The organism is Candidatus Leptofilum sp. (assembly GCF_965223525.1).
Classification (GTDB): Bacteria; Chloroflexota; Anaerolineae; order Promineifilales; family Promineifilaceae; genus Leptofilum.
This window is the reverse complement of the sequence record NZ_OZ245005.1, coordinates 210025-230345: the sequence shown is the minus strand read 5'-3', so window position 1 is coordinate 230345 and position 20321 is coordinate 210025. Positions and strand designations below refer to the sequence as shown.

14 protein-coding genes are annotated in these 20321 nt (G+C 50.1%); 10 read left to right on the top strand and 4 right to left on the bottom strand.

Going from position 1 to position 20321, the window contains the following annotated elements; genetic code table 11:
• Positions 1 to 196 precede the first annotated feature (196 nt).
• Together ACOQPM_RS18135 and ACOQPM_RS18130 are read left to right on the top strand one after the other, a co-directional pair.
• Positions 197 to 1735 (top strand): flavin monoamine oxidase family protein, encoded by a 1539-nt coding sequence (locus ACOQPM_RS18135; RefSeq protein WP_420631671.1) that lies wholly within the window; start codon positions 197 to 199, stop codon positions 1733 to 1735.
• Positions 1728 to 2384: an HAD family hydrolase gene (locus ACOQPM_RS18130; RefSeq protein WP_420631670.1), complete on the top strand. Its 657-nt coding sequence runs from the start codon at positions 1728 to 1730 to the stop codon at positions 2382 to 2384. Before ACOQPM_RS18135 ends, ACOQPM_RS18130 begins: the two co-directional genes overlap by 8 nt.
• Before the next feature lie 6 nt (positions 2385 to 2390).
• Here ACOQPM_RS18130 and ACOQPM_RS18125 read toward each other — a convergent pair whose 3' ends face one another.
• Positions 2391 to 3491, bottom strand: coding sequence for a TolB family protein (locus ACOQPM_RS18125; protein WP_420631669.1), 1101 nt, complete (start codon positions 3489 to 3491; stop codon positions 2391 to 2393).
• Positions 3492 to 3799: 308 nt separating this feature from the next.
• Here ACOQPM_RS18125 and ACOQPM_RS18120 point away from each other — a divergent pair, with 308 nt between their 5' ends.
• From ACOQPM_RS18120 to ACOQPM_RS18100, 5 genes are all read left to right on the top strand, one after another.
• Positions 3800 to 5662 (top strand): SLC13 family permease, encoded by a 1863-nt coding sequence (locus ACOQPM_RS18120; RefSeq protein ID WP_420631668.1) that lies wholly within the window; start codon positions 3800 to 3802, stop codon positions 5660 to 5662.
• Between the two features lie 409 nt (positions 5663 to 6071).
• Positions 6072 to 7622 (top strand): ArnT family glycosyltransferase, encoded by a 1551-nt coding sequence (locus ACOQPM_RS18115; RefSeq protein WP_420631667.1) that lies wholly within the window; start codon positions 6072 to 6074, stop codon positions 7620 to 7622.
• 63 nt (positions 7623 to 7685) lie between these two features.
• On the top strand, positions 7686 to 9371 hold the full coding sequence (locus ACOQPM_RS18110; protein ID WP_420631666.1) for a glycosyltransferase: 1686 nt from the start codon (positions 7686 to 7688) through the stop codon (positions 9369 to 9371).
• A 488-nt stretch (positions 9372 to 9859) separates the two neighbouring features.
• Positions 9860 to 11581 (top strand): DUF1800 domain-containing protein, encoded by a 1722-nt coding sequence (locus ACOQPM_RS18105; protein WP_420631665.1) that lies wholly within the window; start codon positions 9860 to 9862, stop codon positions 11579 to 11581.
• Positions 11582 to 11663: 82 nt separating this feature from the next.
• Entirely contained in the window at positions 11664 to 13136 is a 1473-nt protein-coding gene (locus ACOQPM_RS18100) for a DUF1501 domain-containing protein (RefSeq protein WP_420631664.1), read from the top strand.
• 5 nt (positions 13137 to 13141) lie between these two features.
• On the opposite strand, the gene ACOQPM_RS18095 is transcribed toward ACOQPM_RS18100, so the two are convergent.
• Positions 13142 to 13939 carry an enoyl-CoA hydratase/isomerase family protein gene (locus tag ACOQPM_RS18095; protein WP_420631663.1) on the bottom strand — a complete coding sequence of 266 codons (798 nt, stop codon included), beginning with the start codon at positions 13937 to 13939 and terminating at the stop codon, positions 13142 to 13144.
• 41 nt (positions 13940 to 13980) lie between these two features.
• On the opposite strand from ACOQPM_RS18095, the gene ACOQPM_RS18090 reads away from it, so the two are divergent.
• The 3 genes from ACOQPM_RS18090 to ACOQPM_RS18080 all read left to right on the top strand — a co-directional run bounded on the left by ACOQPM_RS18090 (position 13981) and on the right by ACOQPM_RS18080 (position 16328).
• Positions 13981 to 15162, top strand: a complete 1182-nt coding sequence (locus ACOQPM_RS18090; protein ID WP_420631662.1) for a hypothetical protein — start codon at positions 13981 to 13983, stop codon at positions 15160 to 15162.
• Between the two features lie 232 nt (positions 15163 to 15394).
• The gene (locus tag ACOQPM_RS18085) at positions 15395 to 16009 is read left to right on the top strand and encodes a hypothetical protein (protein ID WP_420631661.1); all 615 of its coding nucleotides are present in this window, start codon (positions 15395 to 15397) and stop codon (positions 16007 to 16009) included.
• Positions 15996 to 16328 (top strand): transcriptional regulator, encoded by a 333-nt coding sequence (locus ACOQPM_RS18080; protein WP_420631660.1) that lies wholly within the window; start codon positions 15996 to 15998, stop codon positions 16326 to 16328. The genes ACOQPM_RS18085 and ACOQPM_RS18080 overlap by 14 nt, the downstream gene beginning before the upstream one ends.
• A gap of 53 nt (positions 16329 to 16381) precedes the next feature.
• On the opposite strand, the gene ACOQPM_RS18075 is transcribed toward ACOQPM_RS18080, so the two are convergent.
• Together ACOQPM_RS18075 and ACOQPM_RS18070 are read right to left on the bottom strand one after the other, a co-directional pair.
• The gene (locus ACOQPM_RS18075) at positions 16382 to 18169 is read right to left on the bottom strand and encodes an ATP-binding cassette domain-containing protein (protein ID WP_420631659.1); all 1788 of its coding nucleotides are present in this window, start codon (positions 18167 to 18169) and stop codon (positions 16382 to 16384) included.
• 43 nt (positions 18170 to 18212) lie between these two features.
• Positions 18213 to 19982 carry an ABC transporter ATP-binding protein gene (locus ACOQPM_RS18070; protein WP_420631658.1) on the bottom strand — a complete coding sequence of 590 codons (1770 nt, stop codon included), beginning with the start codon at positions 19980 to 19982 and terminating at the stop codon, positions 18213 to 18215.
• Between the last annotated feature and the right edge of the window lie 339 nt (positions 19983 to 20321).

Genomic DNA, 20321 nt, shown 5'->3' with positions numbered 1-20321 from the left:
TGTTGCTCATTTTAGGCAGGCTGGTGATACTTTGTTGCATGGTATCGAATGTTTGTTTTGGGGGTGATTGTGTTCCGTCTAATTTCTTTATGATAAATGTCACGAAAAGCGTGTGTTTTGAGGAAATCTGGAAAGAAAAATATGGCTATTTGCAGGGGGTGGAGTTTGGGCTACACTGTTTTGGAGGTAATAAAAGATGAGTGATTCAGTGATTGACGTGGCAATTGTGGGTGGAGGTGTGTCGGGAATTTACACGGGCTGGCGGTTGCTAACGGCCGATTTGCGTCCATCTTCTCTAACCCATCATTCTCCCTTGAATGTGCAGCTTTTTGAACTGTGCGACCGCATTGGCGGGCGGTTGATTTCGTTAGACCCGCCGGAGATGCCGGGGATAAAGGCGGAGTTTGGCGGGATGCGCTACCTAACCAACCAGCCGTTGGTAGCAGGGTTAATTGAGCAGTTGGGCTTGGCGACACGGCCGTTTCCCGTCAGCGGCCCCGAAAACATTTACTACGTTCGGGGGCAGCATTTGCGCCAGTCTGAGTTTGCCAACCCAGACAAGGTGCCGTACCAAGTGCGCTGGCAGGAGCGGGGTAAAACGCCAGGGCAGCTCATTATGGAAGCAATTGATGTGTTGATTCCAGGGGCGACGAAGCTGACGCCGGCGCAATGGCTGGATGTGAAGCAGAATTACACATTTAACGGCCGTTATCTTTGGGAACTTGGCTTCTGGAATTTGCTGCATCAGGTGATGAGCAGCGAGGCGTACAAGTTGGTGATGGATGCGGGTGGCTATAACACGACGATGACCAACTGGAACGCCGCCGAAGCGATCCCCTGGTATTTGGCAGATTTTGGGCCGGAAGCGGAGTATCGTACCGTGATTGACGGGATGGAAAGCGTACCGCGCACCGTTGCCGATCGTTTTGTGGAGGCGGGCGGGCAGATTCATTTCGGTAGCCGCCTGAACACATTTCGCCGCCGGGAAGATGGGCTGATTGAGTTGCAGGTTGACGGCCGTTCTCCCTTCTTAGCCCGTCATCTGGTGCTGGCAATGCCGCGCCGCTCGCTGGAGCTGCTAGACGACGACACGGAATTCCTGCTGCATCCAGAGGTAAAGCCGCTCATTTCCACCGTCACGCCGCATCCGATGTTTAAACTTTTTTTGTGTTACCGATATGCGTGGTGGCAAGATGCGGGTGTGAACAACGGCCGTTCCGTGACCGATTTGCCGGTACGCCAGGTATATTACTTTGGCTCCGAGGCAGACGGGCCAGCCGTGTTTAATCCTGAACTGCGCGATTCGCTGGTGATGGCTAGCTACGACGACGGCCATTTTGTTGGTTTCTGGACCGGGCTGGCGGAGCAAGGGCACAGCACCACGCACTGCTTTCCACCGTCGGATGAACCGCGCTGGAACCGCTACGCTTGCCCACCGGCCATGGTGACACATGCACAACGACAGCTCCAACTAGTACACGATTTGGAATACATTCCCGAACCGTACGCGGCAGGGTTCCAGGATTGGGGGCAGGACCCGTTTGGTGGCGCGTGGAATTCGTGGAATATCCATGTGAAGGCGTGGGAAGTGCAGGAGAAGATGGTGCAGCCGCTAGCGGATACGGCCGTTTACATCATCGGTGAAGCGTATTCCGGGTCGCAGGGCTGGATTGAAGGGGCACTGGAAACGGCCGAAGTGCTGCTGCAACAAAAATGGGGCGTGATGCGTGGCTGAGACAGAAATCGTAGCCTTTGATTTAGAAGGAACTCTCTCTTCCGGGATTGCCTGGGAGGGGATGCGCGATTATTTGGTGGCGCATGGGGAAGGAGCCAAGTTTCAACGCTTTTTCCGCAAGAATTTCCTGAAAGCATTAGCGTTTCGCGTAGGTATTGTGCGGGATGAGCGCGCTTTTAAGGAGCGATGGATTTTGGAGATCATGCGCTTGTTTGAGGGATATTCGGAAGCGCGATTTGCAGAAGCGGCAGCTTGGGTGGTGGAGCGTACGTTTTGGCCGAATCGGCGGGATGCTGTGGTCGAAGAATTATTGGCGCACAGGGAAAACGGCCGTTCCGTCATCGTCGTTTCGGGCATGTTTGAACCAATTTTGCAGCAGTTTGCCGCCAAGCTGCAGGTGGATTGCATTGGTACGCCGCTGGAAGTGATGGACGGCCGTCTCACTGGCGAGATCGTGGGGCAGCTAAACGTCGGGCCAAACAAGGTCGCCAAGCTGCAAAACCTGCCGGGCAAGCTGGTGGCGGCATACGGGGATACGGTGTGGGATATCCCGATGCTGGAACTGGCAGAAACGGCCGTTGTGGTGCATCCAGATAAGTTACTAAGGGAAATGGCTGTGCAGCGCAACTGGCGCATGATAGATAGCTAACGTTCTCTATCTTGTGGGTTCGGCGACTCGAAAGTGTTCACTACTTTCCATATCTAATACTTCTACATACCATTTACCACCATCTAGAGCAATAAAAGCCAGCCAGTCTCCTTGTGGCGACCAACGCGGAAATGATTCATGGATATTAGGGGTTTGTGTTAACTGTTTTAGACTACCCGTCTCAACATCAAGGAGATAGATGTCCATCTGGCGTTGGTTAATACTAACCTTACCTTCCTGACGCACGACAATCGCCATTTGTTTTTGCTTTGGATGCCAAGCAAATTGATATTCATTTAGATCGCTCCGAGTAAGATTAACTGGGGTGTCGTTTGGCTCCTCAATGGCGAAAATATCGAGGTTGTCTTCGTAGGTTGCAACATAGGCAAGCATCTCGCCATCGGCTGACCAAGCTGGATACCATTCACAATAATCATTATCGGTGATAGTTCTATTTTCACCACTGCCAAGATCTAAAATATGAACTTTGTCCTCAAAAGAATCACCATAGTAGGCAAGTTTTGTGCTATCAGGATGCCATGACAGCCCTCTGAAATAATCCTCTGCAACCAGATTTGTGGTGCCATTTTCCATCTTCATAACATACAGGCCATCCTTTCGGACAAAGGCAAGCTGACGACCATCTGGTGAAGGCAAAGGATCTTTTCCCTCCGTGAGCTGTATTTCGGATTGGGTGGCGATGTCTATGGCAACAATATATGCGCTGTTATCATCATGCAATTGTGTGTGGAAGATCGTTGTGCTATTAGCCAACCCGGAGATGTCGTACACTTCAACTTCTGAATATTGTCTGAAGGTAACAATACTCCTTACACTCTTCTCCAAATCTGCAACATAGAGACTTTGTCGATCAGTTTGAAATAGGATCTGTTTGCCATTATTTAGCCATACAAGTTGTGGGACATACCCAAGCCAATCTACAGCAATTGGTGGACTGCCCCACAGATTCTCACCGGCACAGGCTGGTGGTGGCTCAGCCCTGATTTGGCAAGAAGAGAGCAAGCTGAGTGTTGATAGAATTGCTACCAAAAGAAATTGAAGTTTTGATTTTTTATTCATTTTGATGATGACTTTTGAAATATCCAATTATTTGCTGAGTGTGGCACGTTTTTGATAAAGAAAAGGCATTTTAATCTGGATTCTCTCAATGCAATTTCATACATTTTAGCATACTGTCGCGGTTCCAAAATTATGATTGTCAAGGTTCATAATCAGGATATGACAAACCTCACATGTTATTGCTCACCGATTTAGTTAGGATGACGGGTGTTTATCACGAAGCAATCGGTATAATGAAAAAGATTTCAAAAGTCTTACTGGCCATTGGGTCATTTCCAGATCGTTGCTAGACTTTTGAAATCTAAGAGAAACAATTACTGATAACGAGGAAATATATGACGCTTGAAATGTGGTTGGTGCTGGGAATTTTGGCAACGGCCGTTCTCTTTTTCATTACCGAATGGCTGCGGGTAGACGTGGTGGCTGTGGGTGTGGTGTTGGCACTCATGCTTACCGGCGTGTTGACGACCAGTGAAGCACTGGCTGGGTTTTCGAGTACGGCCGTGCTCACCATCGCCGGGTTGTTTGTGGTGGGCGGTGCCGTGCTGCATACCGGGCTGGCTGGAGCCATTGGTCGCCGCATCCTTGCCGTTGCTGGGGATAGTGAATGGCGGCTGGTGCTGGTCATCATGGGCGCAGTGGCCTTGTTGTCTGGCTTCATGAGCGATACCGGCACGGTGGCTGTGCTGCTGCCGGCCATTATTAGCTTGTCCATCAACACCAAAATTAGCCCGGCCAAGCTGCTCATTCCACTGGCCTTTGGTTCGCTGTTGGGTGGAGCCATGACCCTCATCGGTACGCCGCCCAACATCATTGTTAGCGATGTGCTGCGGGATGGAGGATACGAACCATTTTTCTTTTTCAGCTACACGCCAATGGGGTTGATCTTGGCGGCAATTGGCATCACTTTTATGCTTCTTGTCGGGCGGCGTTTGCTGCCAGACCGCATGGTGACGGTAGAAAAGCAGGTGGTAGCGACCCCAAAAGAGTTGATTGATGCGTACCGCCTGCCAGAAAATTTGCTGCGGCTGCGCGTGCGTCGTGGCTCTGATCTGATTGGCAAAACGGTATTCGAGTCAGATTTGCGGGACCAGTTTGACGTGACGGTGCTTAAAATTATGCGCCCACCCAGCTTATGGGAATTGGCAGAAAGCGGCCGTACCGATACCGATCTCAAAGATACCCCCCTCATCCCCGATGAAGAAGAGACCATTCAACGCCACGATGTGCTAGTGGTGCAGGGCGAAAATGATGCGGTGAACCAGGCTGCCATTCACTGGAACATGGCTGTGCAGCCCGCCAAACCAAAAGATTCAAAGGCTTTGTTGAGCCGCGAGGTGGGTGTGGCCGAACTGCTGTTGCCGCCACGCTCTAGCCTGGTGGGAAAAACATTGGAAGATGTGCGTTTTGGCACCACTTATCGCTTAACCGTTTTGGCAATTAGCCGGCCAGGGGCGGGGGAGAGGCTTGATCTTAAAACTACTAAACTGCAATTTGGCGATACCTTGATCGTGCAAGGTCGCTGGCGCGACATTTCGCATTTACGCGATTTCCGGCGTGATTTTGTGGTAATGGGCGAGCCGGAATCTGAGGTTGATCGGCCTCCGCGCAGCAAAGCTCGCTGGGCTGCTGCCATTATGGTGGGCATGCTGGTGTTGATGGTGGGGGAATTTGTGCCAGTGGTAACGGCCGTACTGGTGGCGGCATTGCTGGTGGTGCTAACCGGCTGCCTCACTATGGACAAAGCGTATGATGCCATTGACTGGAAGAGCATTGTGCTCATTGCCGGAATGCTGCCCATGAGCACCGCTCTACAAAAAGTGGGTTTAGTGGACATGATTGCTAATGGCTTTGTAGACACGCTGGGTGGAAGTGGCCCGTTGTCTGTGATGCTCGGCCTCTTTTTGCTGACCTCACTTTTTACCCAAGTGCTTTCCAACACCGCCACAACGGTGGTGATTGCCCCCATTGCTTTGGTTGCGGCAGAAACACTCGACATCCAGCCGCAAGCATTTTTAATGGCGGTAGCAATAGCGGCATCAATGGCTTTTGCTTCGCCTGTGGCTTCGCCCACCAACACGCTGGTGATGGGCGCAGGCAATTACCGCTTTAGCGATTATGTAAAAGTGGGCGTACCGCTCATTATTCTGATGCTGGTGGCAGTGGCGTTACTGTTGCCGCTTATTTTTCCATTCTAAAAATGAAACACGACCACTTGGCCTGTTGATACCGTAAAGTGGTTTGTAAGAATTTGTTCCTATTCTCATAGGGTCATTAAGTTTGAGTATCTTCAGGCGTAATGATAGCCACCTGAGCAATATAGTCCACACTGAACAAATAAAAATTCTACAGATCTAACAATTTCTTGTTTGGCAAGAGGCCATTATCCTTGCCGGGATGTTATTTGAGATGAGCCTTGCGGTTTACGCTATTCAATTTGTGACTCAAACTCCCCATCCCAGGTCTAATGGTAGATTGATTCAGTGGCTTGTCTGAGACAACTAATGTTAAGCATCTTATTCCTTGCGTATCATTCAAGATGATTAGCAAATTCCATAAACACTTTCTGTTGAAAAGTTGGTTGTCGCCTAGACTGGGAGAAGATAGATGGCTTCAACTTCATCTCAAGATGAATGGCAACTTGGGGAATCCGCAACGGGTATCCGTATTCATTTAGGATATGGAATATTCCTGATTTTATTGATTGCTATTTTTAGCATTCGGTTTGTTGGCTCCAGTGCAAATACTATTTTTTATGATGAGGCGGTGAATATAACCTTAGGCTGGGAAGCCGTCTCCGGTGATTTTACACAGGATGCAACCTCGTGGATATTTGGCTCATACCTCTATCCGATGATTTCGGGGACAGTTCATCATTATGCCGGAGATATTGGCATAAGGTTATTTACAGCGGCGTTAAATACGCTTGCCGTTATTTTTATCTTCTTCCTTACACGCGATCTATTTGATCACCGCTCTGCGTTATTAGCTACCTTACTGTTTGGTTTCAGTGGTGCTAATATCAGTTTAGGGCAGTTAGCAGTTTACGATTCCTTGGGTTTGCCGATAATGACGGCCGCTTTTTACTGTGTGATTCAGGCAGGCCTTGTTGAACCAGATAAAATGAACCGTTACCTTTTGGCCGCTGGCGTCACTCTTGGGTTAAGTATATTGACAAAATATATCGGGCTTCTTTTTTTGCCTGCGCTTTTTTGGTTTGCTATTGTGTTCTTCCTTTGGAGAGGACGGCCGTTAAAGTCGGTTCTGCTGATATTTTTCCCAACGACTATTTTTATCTTGGGCGGTTACTTTTTATGGAATCAAGAAGATTTGGTTTCTCTGTGGGTTCAAAGAGAGATGTTGCTATTTTACCCGGAAGAGAGATGGGTCATCTTACGCAGCTACCTCAGCCACGCAGGCGTTTCTCTGTTTTTTGCCTTCATAGGTGTGTTATTTATACCTTCTTTTCCAAATCCAGATATGCCTGCGGTTTCGCCTAAACAGAAGGGATTCTTTTTGATGTTTTTGGCTTTTGCCACAATGGTTGCTGCTTATCAAATTTTTTCCGAGAATATCCAATCTTTATGGAAACATGCTGCTTATAGCTCCATCTTTTTTGCGCCGTTTGCCGGGTTTGGCCTGTCCCGACTCATGGCAAAAGGGCGTTACATTTTTGGCAAAGGAAATGGGGACATCCCTTACCGTTTACTGTACTCGTTCATATCTATTGTGTGTATTATTTGGTTCATAAACTTGGGGCTAGCTCAAAATTGGGGGCTTACACATAGCTGGCCTAATTTAAGCGGAGCGAATGCCTATTTGCAATCTCAACCGCTCACTTTGGACACAAGAATATTGGCAGAAGAATCGGCCGTTTACGAATATTATAATGATTTTGGTGCCTATGACCGCGATGTTTGGAGCAACACCTTTTACATGGAATATCGCGGTTTTCAGGGAGCCGACGCGATGGTTGCTGGCATTCGCGATCACTATTTTGACATTGTGATTCTGGATGATTATTACACCCCGGAAACCAATCAGCACATTCGAGACGCACTTATAGAGTATGATTATCAGCTTGTTTATCAAGATCCGGTCCCCCAGCAGTTAAGCACCGGGCAAGTAATAACCGTAAACATTTATCGTTCACCATAAGGAAGCATGAAGTAAGGAAGCATAAAGCAGCCTCCCTGACACATTGAAAGAAGGAGTTACATCGTGACAAGCTCAGAATTATTCAAAGGTAAGAAACCAGTTCCCCTATTTTTAATTTTCACAGCCTTGTTTATTGGCAATTTTCTTCTGGTTCGCTTTTTCAATACGCTCATTTGGCCTTACCTATGGCCCCAACCAGGCATTTACATCGTTATCGGGTTTATTGTTTTTGCTTTGTGGTTCCCTGAACTCTTCTCTGGTGTTTGGGCTCTGCGGGCTACGGGGCTTTTGATGATTTTTGTTGGCGAATGTTATGTGCTTCATAGTTTCCAAGTAGTATTAGAAGATTTCTCATTTGTCGCACTTTTACATTTGGTAGGCATATTGGGAACTTTTTTGGTCATGCTTCTTAGTTTTCTCAATCAGTCACGGGTCAAGAATAATAAAGTTCCACACCCTCTCCCAGAGGAACTTCCTAATGTAGCTGCAGTTATCCCAACATATGGCGAGCCGATTCATGTTTTACGAGATACGCTTATTTCCTTAACAAAGCTCAATTATCCAAAAGAAAAACTGTTCATTCTCGTTTCTGACGATGGGCATCGCCGGCAAGTGAAAGCTTTAGCAAACGAATATGGCGTTGCTTACAATATGGGGCCACGTCATAATGCCAAAGCAGGCAACCTCAATTCAGCTCTTGATTACCTTGATGACTACTTCCCACAGGCATCCCTCATTCTAACTCAGGACGCGGATGAAATTATCGCCCCTGATTTTCTTAAGAAAGTTGTTGGCTATTTTTCTGACCCAGAAATTGCTTTTGTGCAAACGCCGAAGGAAGCGGTTGCTCCTCCAGGTGATCCTTTTGGCGTAAGGGATCGGGTGTTTTACGACACAATTCAACCCGGACGCAATGGCGCTGGCGCTGCATTCTCCTGTGGCAGCGGTGTTTTATGGAGCGTTGAAGCTATTAAGTCAATTGGCGGATTTGCTACCTGGAATATTGTTGAGGATTTAACCACATCCTATTTGTTGCATAGTGCTGGTTATAGGTCAGAGTATCATAATGAGATTTTAACAGTTGGTTTAGCACCAGATGATATTCCTGGCTTGTTAAAACAGCGCGGCACCTGGGCGACTGATACATGGCGGCTGTTTTTATTCAAAAATCCTATAAAAGCGGTTGGTCTTACGATTGGCCAGCGGTTGCAATATTTAGAATTGGGTCTCTTTTATGTGACTTCTGCGTTTTTTATGCCCATTTTGCTACTAATCCCGGTTATATCATTGTTAACAGGCACCTTCGTACCCATTGAAGGCTCTGCTTTGTTTCCGTGGGTTGGTGCTAGCTTCTTTTACTATTTGGTATTGGCCAAAGGGCGGAGTGAATTTTTGGTTAGGATGTGGCAATATTGGATAAGCCATGCACCTACATATCATAAGGCGTTTTGGGTTGCTATTCGCTCTCGTAAAAGCAAACCTTCTTACAAGGTTACCCGAAAAACACGGCAGAATGGCTTTTATGGGGCAATGTTATGGCCTCAGTTTTTGTACCTTTTCTTGGGGGCAATGGCAATCCTGAACAGTTTTTTGGGTTTGGCAAACGTTGATGTTGCTGTGAAAGTGGCAAATGTTAGTGTGCTTTTGTTTTTTATGTTTATGGTGAGTAGTATTTGTAAAGCTGCTTTTTATGGCTGGAAGCCACAACTATTGAAGGCAATTATGACAGCTTCAGTTGAGGTGGACTGATTGTATAATCAATTGTCAGATTTGTTGTGCTGTTATCGTTGATCAAAGAGGGTAACGGCCGTAATTCACCGTTAACTATATAAGATGCTGAACGTGTCGGGTAGAATGTGACCCGGCATATTTTTATTAGAAAGCATGAATAAAGAAAGCGTGAATAGAATCTTTCTGGATGAGTATCGTGGTACATAAGTCATACCAGATTGGTTGCTATTGACCAAATCTCCCCATAAACTGTGCCTCACATATTTGCTGCGCGTGTTGATATTTGTGACTGTTTGGCAGCACAATTGCTTTGGCAGGCGTTTAGTCAGATACCAATTGTAATAAGCAAAAGCCCGTGAAGAAGGCAAGTTCAGAACAGTAGGTATCCCGTTGCACAAGGCCAAACCGTATAGTGGACGCATTTTTTAACCTCTGCAGGGTTGAATATCTCGCTTGCCTGTAGCGAGATAGTGTACGCCCAATGTGTTCAAAGGAGCAGATAAGGCATGGCTTCAACGAGTCGGCGGGGGTTTTTCCGTCAATTGTTCAACCCGCCTCATATGACGGTGCAGGGAGCCAGCACCGTATCACGCAATAATACGCTAACGGCTGAACAAGAAGCGTCGCGCTTTTTGGCTCAGGCAACTCTGGGAGCGGACCTTGCGCTTATTCAGGAAGTGGCCGCCACCGGCATTGAGCCGTGGATAGATCAACAGTTTGCCTTGCCCCAAAGCCAGATACTGGATTATCTCTATTCTGAGTTGTTTGATGAAACGACGATAGGTGATTACGGTGCCGAAGCACCCTGGCGGTCGCTTTTCCGTTATGCGTTGTGGCAGGCGGTGCTGGGTGGGAGCGATTTGTTGCGGCAGCGCGTAGCGTTGGCATTGAGCGAGATTTTTGTGATCTCCACAGAGGATGACGCTATTTATGCTGTTGCTAATGGTGCGGCCGATTGGTACGACATGCTGCTTCGCAACGCCTTTGGCAATTTTCGTGATCTGCTGCAAGATGTAACGCTTTCACCGCTTATGGGTAGATATTTGAGCCATGCGGGTAATCGTAAAACCAACGTGGATGAAAATCGCTTCCCTGACGAGAATTACGCCCGCGAAATAATGCAGCTTTTCACCATTGGTCTTTTTTTGCTGAATGATGATGGCTCTTTCATTTTAGATGGCGACAACGAGCCAATTCCTACCTACGACAACAGCCATATTACTGAGTTTGCCAAAATTTTTACGGGGTTGCAGTATGATTTTGATGGCGATCCTTATGTGACCTGGATACCAGATTTTTTGAGCGGTTGGCTGAATCCGTACACGGCCGTTCGCCCGATGAAGATGTGGGATGAGGAGCATGAGCCTGGCAGCAAAACATTGCTCAATGGTTATGTGGTGCCAGATGGCCAAATCGGTATGGAAGATGTGAACGAGGCGTTGGATCATCTGTTTAACCACCAAAATGTGGGGCCGTTTATCGGCAAGCAGCTTATTCAGCGGCTGGTTAAGTCGAATCCATCGCCGGCGTATGTGGCGCGGGTAACGGCCGTATTCAACGACAATGGTTCTGGCGTGCGGGGGGATATGCAGGCGGTTATCAAGGCAATTTTGCTGGATGATGAAGCGCGCAATCCTATTCACATTGATGATCCTACGCACGGCAAGCTGCGCGAACCATTTTTCCGCTTTACACAGATGGTTCGTGCCTTCCATTTTACCAATCCACAGGCAAAATTTTGGGACGCAGGTTGGGACGTGGAGGGTCTTTTGAGACAGTATATGTTCAATGCGCCTAGCGTTTTCAACTTTTTTGCGCCAGGGTTCAGACCAGCCGGTGCACTGAGTGACAATGGTTTGGCTGGGCCAGAGTTCCAGTTGTTAAACAGCTATACGGCTATTTCTACCGTTAATTTTTGGTATTCCCGGCTGTGGTGGGGGTACGTGATTGATTTGCCAGACCCGACTACTGAAATTAAAGGGCAAACATACGATTTGGATCAGCCAGCTCCGGATTTAAGTTACGAAATAACGTTGGTCAATGATATTCCGGCGCTACTCGACCACCTGGATTTGCTGCTTACCTGCGGAACGTTATCTACTGAGATGCGTGGGATTTTGGAAACGGCCGTTACCGGTTACCGAGACCAAAACGCTGATGATGAAGATGTGGTCAAAATGGCCATCTTTTTATTGATGAGCTGCCCAGAGTACGCGGTGCAAGTTTAGAAATATAGCCACAGAGGACACAGAGGGTTAAGAGATTTTCCTTTTTTTCTCTGTGTTCTCTGTGGCAAAAATGGAGAAAATTATGCCATTCAAAATGAACCGACGACAATTTCTGGGGAGCGCAAGTTGTGCGGCCGTTGGCTCTGCCTCATTATTTTCTACCCTGATGAACCTACGCATGGCCAATACGGCCGCTGCTGAAAACTTACCCATCTCGCAACTCTCTGCCAACGGGTTGGCAGGCGGCAACGATTACAAAGCCCTGGTCTGCATCTTTTTAGCCGGTGGTAACGACTCATTCAACATGCTGGTGCCGCGTGGCAACAGCGAATATGGCGAATACGCAACAATTCGTGCCGATTTGGCGCTGCCGCAGGGCGATCTCATACCAATCAACGCACAGGATACGGACGGCCGTGCCTACGGCGTTCATCCCGCCATGCCTGAAGTGGCACAGATGTTTGACGCGGGGCAGCTAGCCTTTGTGGCCAATGTTGGCACGCTGGTCGAGCCAACCACACTGGCCGGCATTGAATCTGGCCTGAATAAGCTACCGTTGGGCCTCTATTCGCATAGCGACCAGATTATGCACTGGCAAACCTCCGTGCCAGACAAGCGCACCGGCTTTGGCTGGGGCGGCCGTACCGCCGATTTGCTCAAGTCGCTAAACGATAGCGACGTGATTTCCATGAATATTTCATTGGCTGGCACCAACTTGTTCCAAACCGGGACAACGCTCACTGAGTATAGCGTCGTGCCCTGGGGGAATGGGGCAGTTCAGGTTATCGGCCATGATGACATCTGGTGGTCGCGTCATGTTCTGAAAAACGCAGCTATCGAATCCATGCTGGATTTATCCTACCAGAATTTATTTGACCAAACCTTCGCCAACAGCACACGAGCAGCCATTGACGGGGCGGCGTTGTTTGCCACTGCTATCGAGGGAGTGCCTGCATTTGCTACCCAGTTTTCTGACAATGAACTATCCAACGGCTTGGCAATAGTAGCTAAGACAATCGCGGCGCGTAACGCATTGGGCTTCCGGCGGCAAACCTTTTTTGTCATGCTGGGCGGCTGGGATCATCATGATGAGGTTCTCAACAATCAGTTGGCCATGCTTTCTGTGGTGAGCAAAGCAATGCAAGAGTTCCGGGATGCTATGATGGAGCTAGGTGTCCACAATAATGTGGTCACGTTTACGGCCAGCGATTTTGGCCGCACACTCACCTCCAACGGACAAGGTTCAGACCACGCCTGGGGCGGCAACCACATGGTGATGGGCGGCTCCGTGCGGGGGCGTCGCATCTATGGTGATTTTCCGGCACTGTACGAAGATAATCCGCTAGACACGGGGCGCGGACGGCTTATCCCTACCACCTCCTGCGATGAATATTTTGCTGAGTTAGCGCTCTGGTTTGGCGTGGCTCCTGGCGATTTGGAGGCAGTGTTCCCGAATATCGGCCGTTTTTACGACACCAGCTCTGAAGAAACTCCGCTCAACATGCTGGCTAATTTGTCAGAGCAAGCCTTCCTGCCGATAGTCTTCCGGCAATAATTCCTTTATTGGCTAGATGGATAGCGGGGCGGTTTTTTGCTCCGCAATGCCTCTATACCTGCCATCATATCTTCAGAAAAGAAGCCTAGCATCTCTAATGCCAGCGAATGGTCGAAGATGGGGCCTGCCTGGAGTAGCCATTGGTTCAGGGCGCGTTTGGTAAAGCGAATGGCGTGGCGGGGGCCGCTAGCTAGATTGGTGGCAATTTCTATCGCCTTTTCCAGTAGTTCCGCATCTGGCACGCACAGGCTTACCAAACCCATCCGCTCTGCCTCTGGGCCAGAAACGAAATCGCTGGTCATGAGATAATATTTGGCCTTGGCCATGCCGCACAGCAGTGGCCAAATGATGGCGGCGTGGTCACCAGCGGCCACGCCCATCCGCACATGCCCGTCGGCCAGCCGGGCACTCTCCCCAGCAATGCTCACGTCTGCCAACAGTGCCACCACCAAGCCCGCGCCAACGGCCGCTCCGTTGATGGCAGAAATAATGGGCTTGCTGCAATGCAGCATGTTGTAAACCAGATCGCGGGCTTCATCCAAAATGCGAATCACCTCATCATGGTTTTGATAGGCATTTTCTACTAGCTTCAGGTCGCCCCCGGCCGAAAATGCCCGCCCTGCACCAGTGACGACGGCCACATGCACGTCTGGGTCACGGTCAATCGTGCGCCACACCTCAACGAGTTCAGTATGCAGACGGGCATCGGCGGCGTTTAGCACCTCTGGTCGGTTGAGCGTCATCCACAAAATGTGTGGCTCACGTTTTTCAAACAAAATGTGTTGGAAATCTTCGTAGTTCATGCTTTGTCCTTGTTTGCGAGCGGTTAGTGGCTGGTGGTTAGTTGGTTTGCACCATCAACCAGTTGCTAACCACCAAGACCATTTTAGCGGAGGCAGAAACAGCGTGCCAAATCGTCTTCGACACAATGCGTCGATCTGGCGATAATAAATGTATGGATTTGAACAGCATGGGCATGATTGTTTTGCGAACGGCCGTTTTCCTGGGCGGCATTTTCATCATTGGCGGCACGCTGGTTGCGGCTATCAAGACCTTTATTTTGCCGCGCGGGGTAAACGTTTGGCTTACGCGGGTGGTATTTCGTGCGATTGGCTTTTGGTTTTGGCTGCGCGTAAAGCGTGCTACCTATGACGATCGGGATCGCATTTTGGCATTTTTCCCGCCGTTGGCACTTTTCTTGATGCCGATGATTTTGCTAGTGCTCATTTTGGTAGGCTACATCCTGCTATTTTGGGCTTTGGAGCCACGGCCGTTTCCTGAGATATTTTTTCTTAGCGGTTCCTCCTTGCTCACGCTGGGGTATGCCTCGGTGAATACAACCGCCTCCAAGATTTTGGAATTTTCTGAGGCGATGATTGGCCTCGTACTGATTGCCATGCTCATTGCTTATTTGCCCACGATGTACAGTGCATTTTCTCGACGGGAAACGGCCGTTGTCCTGTGGGAATCACGGGCAGGGGCACCCCCAACTGTGGCCGAAATGGTTGCCCGGTCGCATCGCACCCAGGAGCTAGACCGACTGCGCGACGTTTGGTTAACGTGGCAAACTTGGTTTGCCGAGTTAGAAGAGAGCCACACGTCTTTGTCGCCGCTTGTCTTTTTTCGTTCGCCCCAGCCGCAGCGCTCATGGATAACGGCCGCAGGCAACGTCATGGACTCCGCCGCTTTTATTCTCTCCACCGTAGACGTTCGCTTCGACCCACAAGCCGCATTTTGTATTCGGGCGGGCTTTTTGGCGCTGCGCCAAATCGCTGATTTCTTTAATTTGCCTCACGAGGCCAATCCCACGGCCGATATGCCTATTAGCATCAGTCGCTACGAGTTTGATAAGGTTTGCGAGGAGCTCATGGCTCAAGGCGTGCCGCTTAAAGAAGATCGCGATCAGGCATGGCAAGATTTTGCTGGTTGGCGCATCAATTATGATGATGTGCTGTTAGCGTTGGCGGCCCTTACCCGCGCGCCATACGCTCCCTGGATTTCCGATCGCTCCGCCGTTAGTCGCTAAAGTATTTCCCTGGAAACTGGCCAATAAACTGGTTAACAGGACTGACGCAATGCTCTGACCGAGCCAGATAGGGGCACGGTGAGACACCGGCCACAGCACGTAAATTCTATTTTATAAAGTTTCCGGGATAATTTACTTGACACAGGATTTAGTTTCGAGTAATATATTTTTCATACTAGTTTGAAAAACAAACTAATATGAAAACCATACAATTATTCAAGAGGGTCAAAAAATGTCACGAGTAGTAGATTTTGAAGCATTAAAACGAAAGATTTACCTGTCATACCATCAGGATGGCATTCTGGATTTGGTCGTGGGCCTCAACATCTTGGGATTTGGTATTAACATGAGCACAGAAAGCGGTGCTTACATTATCTTGTCCTGGATTGGGATCATTATGTACACACCTCTCAAAAGTGCCATTGCTATCCCGCGCATGGGGTACGTGCAGTTTGATTCAGCCAGCAAGCAGCGAACCAAATTGCTGCTGATGCTGGGGATGGGGTTGATGACGTTGTCTTTGTTCCTGGGCCTGTACGTATTTTTCCAGTCAGATAATTTCTTGGCTGAATTTGAAAGCTGGTTTCGGCAATATTACCTGCTTGTTTTGGCTGCTTTTCCGGCCATTTTGCTGGCTGTGGCAGGAATCTGGCTAGGTGTTTACCGTTTTTTGCTCCATGCAGTTTTGATGATAGGCGTAATTTTTGTGGGGATTCAGCTAGACGTTGCCGAACCCACGTTTGTGATGGTTCTCGGCGGCATCATTACAGTCATTGGCCTGGGGTTGCTCATTCGCTTTATCCGTAAATATCCCGCGCAAAAAGAGGCTGACAATGAGTTCAGCTAAGTCAGGATTGGAAGCGCTGAAACCAATTGCCGATATTGACCGCGCGATTCATGCGCCAGCTCGCTTGATGATTTTAGCTTTGTTGGCGGCGGTGGAATGTGCTGATTTTACCTTTTTACTGACGCAAACCGGTCTCACGCGTGGCAATTTGTCCTCGCACTTGGGCAAGCTAGAAGAGGTGGGCTACATCACCGTGGCCAAAGAGTTTGTGGAGCGCGTGCCGCGTACTTTGATTCGTTTGTCTGACGAGGGGCGAACGGCCGTTTCCACCTACCATCAAAACATGCAGCAAGTGATTAGCTTACTAATCGCCAAGTAGCCGCGGTTTCCTCCCGCATTTCAAGCGCGGAAAGAAACCGCGGCTACAAGAACTTACTGGATGTCACCCTCCCACAGCCGCCGCATCTCGGCGCTGGTGGCGAGTAATTCTTCTAAGTGTCCTTCAGACTCGATACGGCCGTTTTCCAACACCACAATATGATCCGCCCGCCGTAATGCTGCCCGCCGATGGGACACCACCAGGCACGTGGGCGGGTTCTCCTGAGCAAAAAGCTGCTCCCATAGCTGCTTTTCTGTGTTCACATCCAACGCGCTGGACAGGTCATCAAAGACGTATAGCTCTGCCTCGCGCAAAAACATACGCGCCGTCGCCGACCGCTGAATTTGCCCACCAGACAGCTTCACACCTTTGGGGCCGACCATCGTATCCAGACCATTTTCTAGCTGAACCACATCTTCGTTCAAAATGGCAGCCTCGATGGCCGCTGGGATGTTGACACGTTCCTCTGGTTGGCCGAGCAGTAGGTTTTGCCGCAGCGTGTCGCTGAACAGACGCGGCACCTGCGCCGTGTACGCCGTGCGCGGCGGCACGAAAAATTCGGCCGGCTCGCCAACTAACTCGCCATTCCAACGAATATCCCCTGCCTGTTGTGGCAGCAAACCGAGCAGCGCCCGCAGCAATGTGGTCTTGCCTGCCCCGATGCGCCCCGTAATGACGGTGAAGGAGCCTTTGGGCAAATGCAGGTTGATGTTGGTAACGCCCCGGCCAGAATCTGGATGAATGTAGCTGAGATTGTGGACGGAGAGGGAGTTGAGGTGGTGAACGGCCGTTTTCTCCACAAACGGTACCTCCGGTAAATCACCAGACATGTACACTGGGCGATGCTTAACTAGGCTGAGTGGCTCGGCTCCTTGCAGCAGCCGCACCATCCGGCTGACGGCAACGGCGGCTTGACGGTAGCGTGCCAGCAAGAATCCCAGGAAGCTGGCAAAGCCCGTTGTGTTGCCCAAATAAGCCACAAACAGCGCAAAATCCCCCACGGTGAACTCACCTGCCTGCAAACTTTGTGCGGCCAGCAGCAAAATGATGGCCGTGCCAATATTCCCCGAGTTTTGGAAGACAGAATGTAGCACTTCGTTGAACAAGCGATCCTTCAAGGCTGCCTGCCGACGCTTCTCGTTGAGCGTGTCGAAGTAATCAATTACGCGGTCTTCTGCCGAGGCCACTTTGATTGCCTGCACCGCGCCAAATGATTCGGCAATGAAGCCAGTGACGATGCCGCTACGCTTACGCATTTCTTGCCGATACATGCGGATGCGCCCAGTGGCACTGTTGGTGACGAGCGTGACCAACACCATCGGCAGCAGCGCGATGAGGGCAATTTTGGCGTTAATGCTCATCATGATGGCGAGGGCAAACAGCATGAAAACGCCATTGGCCGCCACATCATTTACCCAAAGGGCGAAGAATGGCAGCTCCCACACGTCGCCACGGAAGCGGCTGATTGCTTCGCCTGGTGCTTCTGGCAGGGAGTTGGCACCGGGTCGTTCCATAATGCGCCCAAGCATGTTGTTGTGCATCAGGGCGTGGGAGTGCAGCATAAACGGCCGATTCATCTTAATCATGCCCCGCCGTGCCCCCATGCGTCCCAGCGCCACAACAACCAGCAGGGCAACCAGCGTGGTAAGGTCGAAGGCGGCGGTTGCTTCGTTAGTGAGCAAATCAAAAAAGTAGCGAATGACAAGCGGCGGCCCCAGTAAGCCCAGCAGCAGCGCTATAAGCGACAGCAAGTTGAAGAAATGCTGCCAGGGCATGAAGCGCACCAACGCCAGAATGAATTTCCAGGTTGGTGCTTCAACAGTGGTTTGTTTTGTACTCATGTTCCTCCTAATTAGTATGCGAGTTTGCAAGTTTGCGAGTAATTCACTCGCCACTCGCATACTCGCCCACTGGCAGACCTTCCACTTCCAACCCCGTCCGCAGCAATTCCGCAAAGTGGGAGTCTGGATTGTGGGCTAAGGCTTCATAGGTGTTGTGTTCCAGGATACGGCCGTTTCCCAACACCATAATCTTGTCTGCCCGATGAACCGTCGTGAGCCGATGCGCCACGATGATGCCCGTGCGATTGTGCAGCAGCTTGTCCACTGCCCGCTCGATGAGTTGCTCTGTGGCCGGGTCTAATCGGGATGACGCCTCATCCAAAATCACCAGCCCTGGGTCTTGCAAGAAGACACGGGTGAACGCGAGCAGTTGCGCTTCGCCAGCAGAAAGGCTAGCACCTTCCGACGCTAATTCAGTATCTAGTCCGTCTGGTAGCGAGGCAAACCAGTCGCCTAGCCCCAAATCGTGCAGCACGTCCAGAATACGGCCGTCTGGGATTTCAGGGTTGAAGAAGGTGAGATTGTTGCGTACCGAAGCGCGGAAAAGCTGCACCTCTTGGGTCACCATGCCCACCTTTTGGCGCAGATGGCTGAGCGGCAAGGTTTGGATATTTTGGGAAGCCAGGCAAACCGCGCCATCCGTCACCTCGTATAATCTGAACAGCAGCCGGGTGATGGTTGTCTTGCCGCTGCCGGTGCGACCCAGCAGCCCCAGCATCTCACCGGGAGCTAGTTGGAAATCAACGTCGTGCAAAATCAGGTCGTCGTGGTAGGCGAAGTTGACGTTTTGAAAGGAAACACCCAACGCGCCGTCTGGCAATGTGGCTTGACCATCGTCCACAATGCGGCTGGTTTCGCGGTAAAGCTGCTCAACCCGGTCAATGCCAGCGGCGGCCTGCTGCATGTTTTCAATCTGGTTGCTAATTTCGCGCAGCGGCCGGAAGATGGCGTTGGTATAGCTAATCACCAGGTAAACTGTGCCAATTGTGATGGCACCTGAACGGTACAAAAAGTACCCAGACAAGATGGCGATGAGCTGCCCGATGGTGAACAGGCCAATCCACGACAAAATGATGATGATGCTTTTTTCTGCGCCTTCAATTTCTTTGTGCATCCGCTGGCGGCTAAACACGGCCAATCGGCGCATGACGTACGGCACGGCACCGCTGGAGCGCGTATCTTCTGTGCCGCCAAGCTGCTCTTCGATGAAGCCCATCAAATCGGCGTTGGCTTCGCGGGCGGCTTTCCAGGCAGGTACGGCAATCTGGCGCAGTTTGCTCAGACCGATGAGGGAAACGGCCGTAAAAACCCCCAGCACCAGCGAAATTCGCCAATCTTCCCACAGCAGCACGATGAGCACGCCCGTAATTAGCAGCAGGTTGCCCACAATGCGAATGATGAATTGGGCAAAGAAGATGGCAATGTTGGCCACATCGCCGTCAATGCGCTCGATCATTTCGCCGGGGGTGTGCTCGTTGTGGAATGACATGTCCAGCCGCAGGCAGTGGCGCGCCAAATCGGCACGGAGCTGGTTGGTGGATTGCCAACCGACGTCTTCGCCCAGGTAGGTGGCAGTGACCCCAACCAATTGCAGCAGCAGCGATGTTCCCAAGAAGATAGCTCCAGCCCAAATGAGGGGTTGGCTGTCCGTGGTGGAAACGGCCGTGTCAATAAACCCACGAATAATCTGCGGATTCACCAACTGCAAAGCCAATGTGGTAAAGATTAGCCCAGCCAGCAAATACACTTTGCGCCGCAGGGGATAGAGATATTGATACATCAAATCCCCGTAACGACGAATTGGTAACTCCATTTTTCCTCCTCAAAATAGTGATAGGGGCGCGTGAAGAATAGTTGATGGCAAATCCATCAACAACGAGCCACAACGACCAGAGACGACAAACGGCCGTCTCAGACGCCCAATGACAAAAATTATTTAGTTGTTAGGCAAAAAGTTGCGGATTACGAGAATGGCCAACGGCCGTTAACGGCCAGTGGCTGGCTCAACCAACCGATGATTACCAGATGTGGTAACCCCAGAAGGGAGCAGCTGCACGAATTTTAGGGGAGTTGTGTAACAGAAACATGTTGAGAAAGTCTCCTTTGTGATGCCAGACTGACTGACACCAGCACTGTTACATGCTAACCATTT

Bases quoted from the DNA above. Each gene is read 5' to 3' on its own strand.
- ACOQPM_RS18135 (WP_420631671.1), top strand. From the start codon at position 197: ATGAGTGATTCAGTGATTGACGTGGCAATTGTGGGTGGAGGTGTGTCG.
- ACOQPM_RS18080 (WP_420631660.1), top strand. From the start codon at position 15,996: ATGAGTTCAGCTAAGTCAGGATTGGAAGCGCTGAAACCAATTGCCGAT.
- ACOQPM_RS18100 (WP_420631664.1), top strand. From the start codon at position 11,664: ATGCCATTCAAAATGAACCGACGACAATTTCTGGGGAGCGCAAGTTGT.
- ACOQPM_RS18070 (WP_420631658.1), bottom strand. From the start codon at position 19,982: ATGGAGTTACCAATTCGTCGTTACGGGGATTTGATGTATCAATATCTC.
- ACOQPM_RS18120 (WP_420631668.1), top strand. From the start codon at position 3,800: ATGACGCTTGAAATGTGGTTGGTGCTGGGAATTTTGGCAACGGCCGTT.
- ACOQPM_RS18095 (WP_420631663.1), bottom strand. From the start codon at position 13,939: ATGAACTACGAAGATTTCCAACACATTTTGTTTGAAAAACGTGAGCCA.
- ACOQPM_RS18085 (WP_420631661.1), top strand. From the start codon at position 15,395: ATGTCACGAGTAGTAGATTTTGAAGCATTAAAACGAAAGATTTACCTG.
- ACOQPM_RS18115 (WP_420631667.1), top strand. From the start codon at position 6,072: ATGGCTTCAACTTCATCTCAAGATGAATGGCAACTTGGGGAATCCGCA.
- ACOQPM_RS18075 (WP_420631659.1), bottom strand. From the start codon at position 18,169: ATGAGTACAAAACAAACCACTGTTGAAGCACCAACCTGGAAATTCATT.
- ACOQPM_RS18105 (WP_420631665.1), top strand. From the start codon at position 9,860: ATGGCTTCAACGAGTCGGCGGGGGTTTTTCCGTCAATTGTTCAACCCG.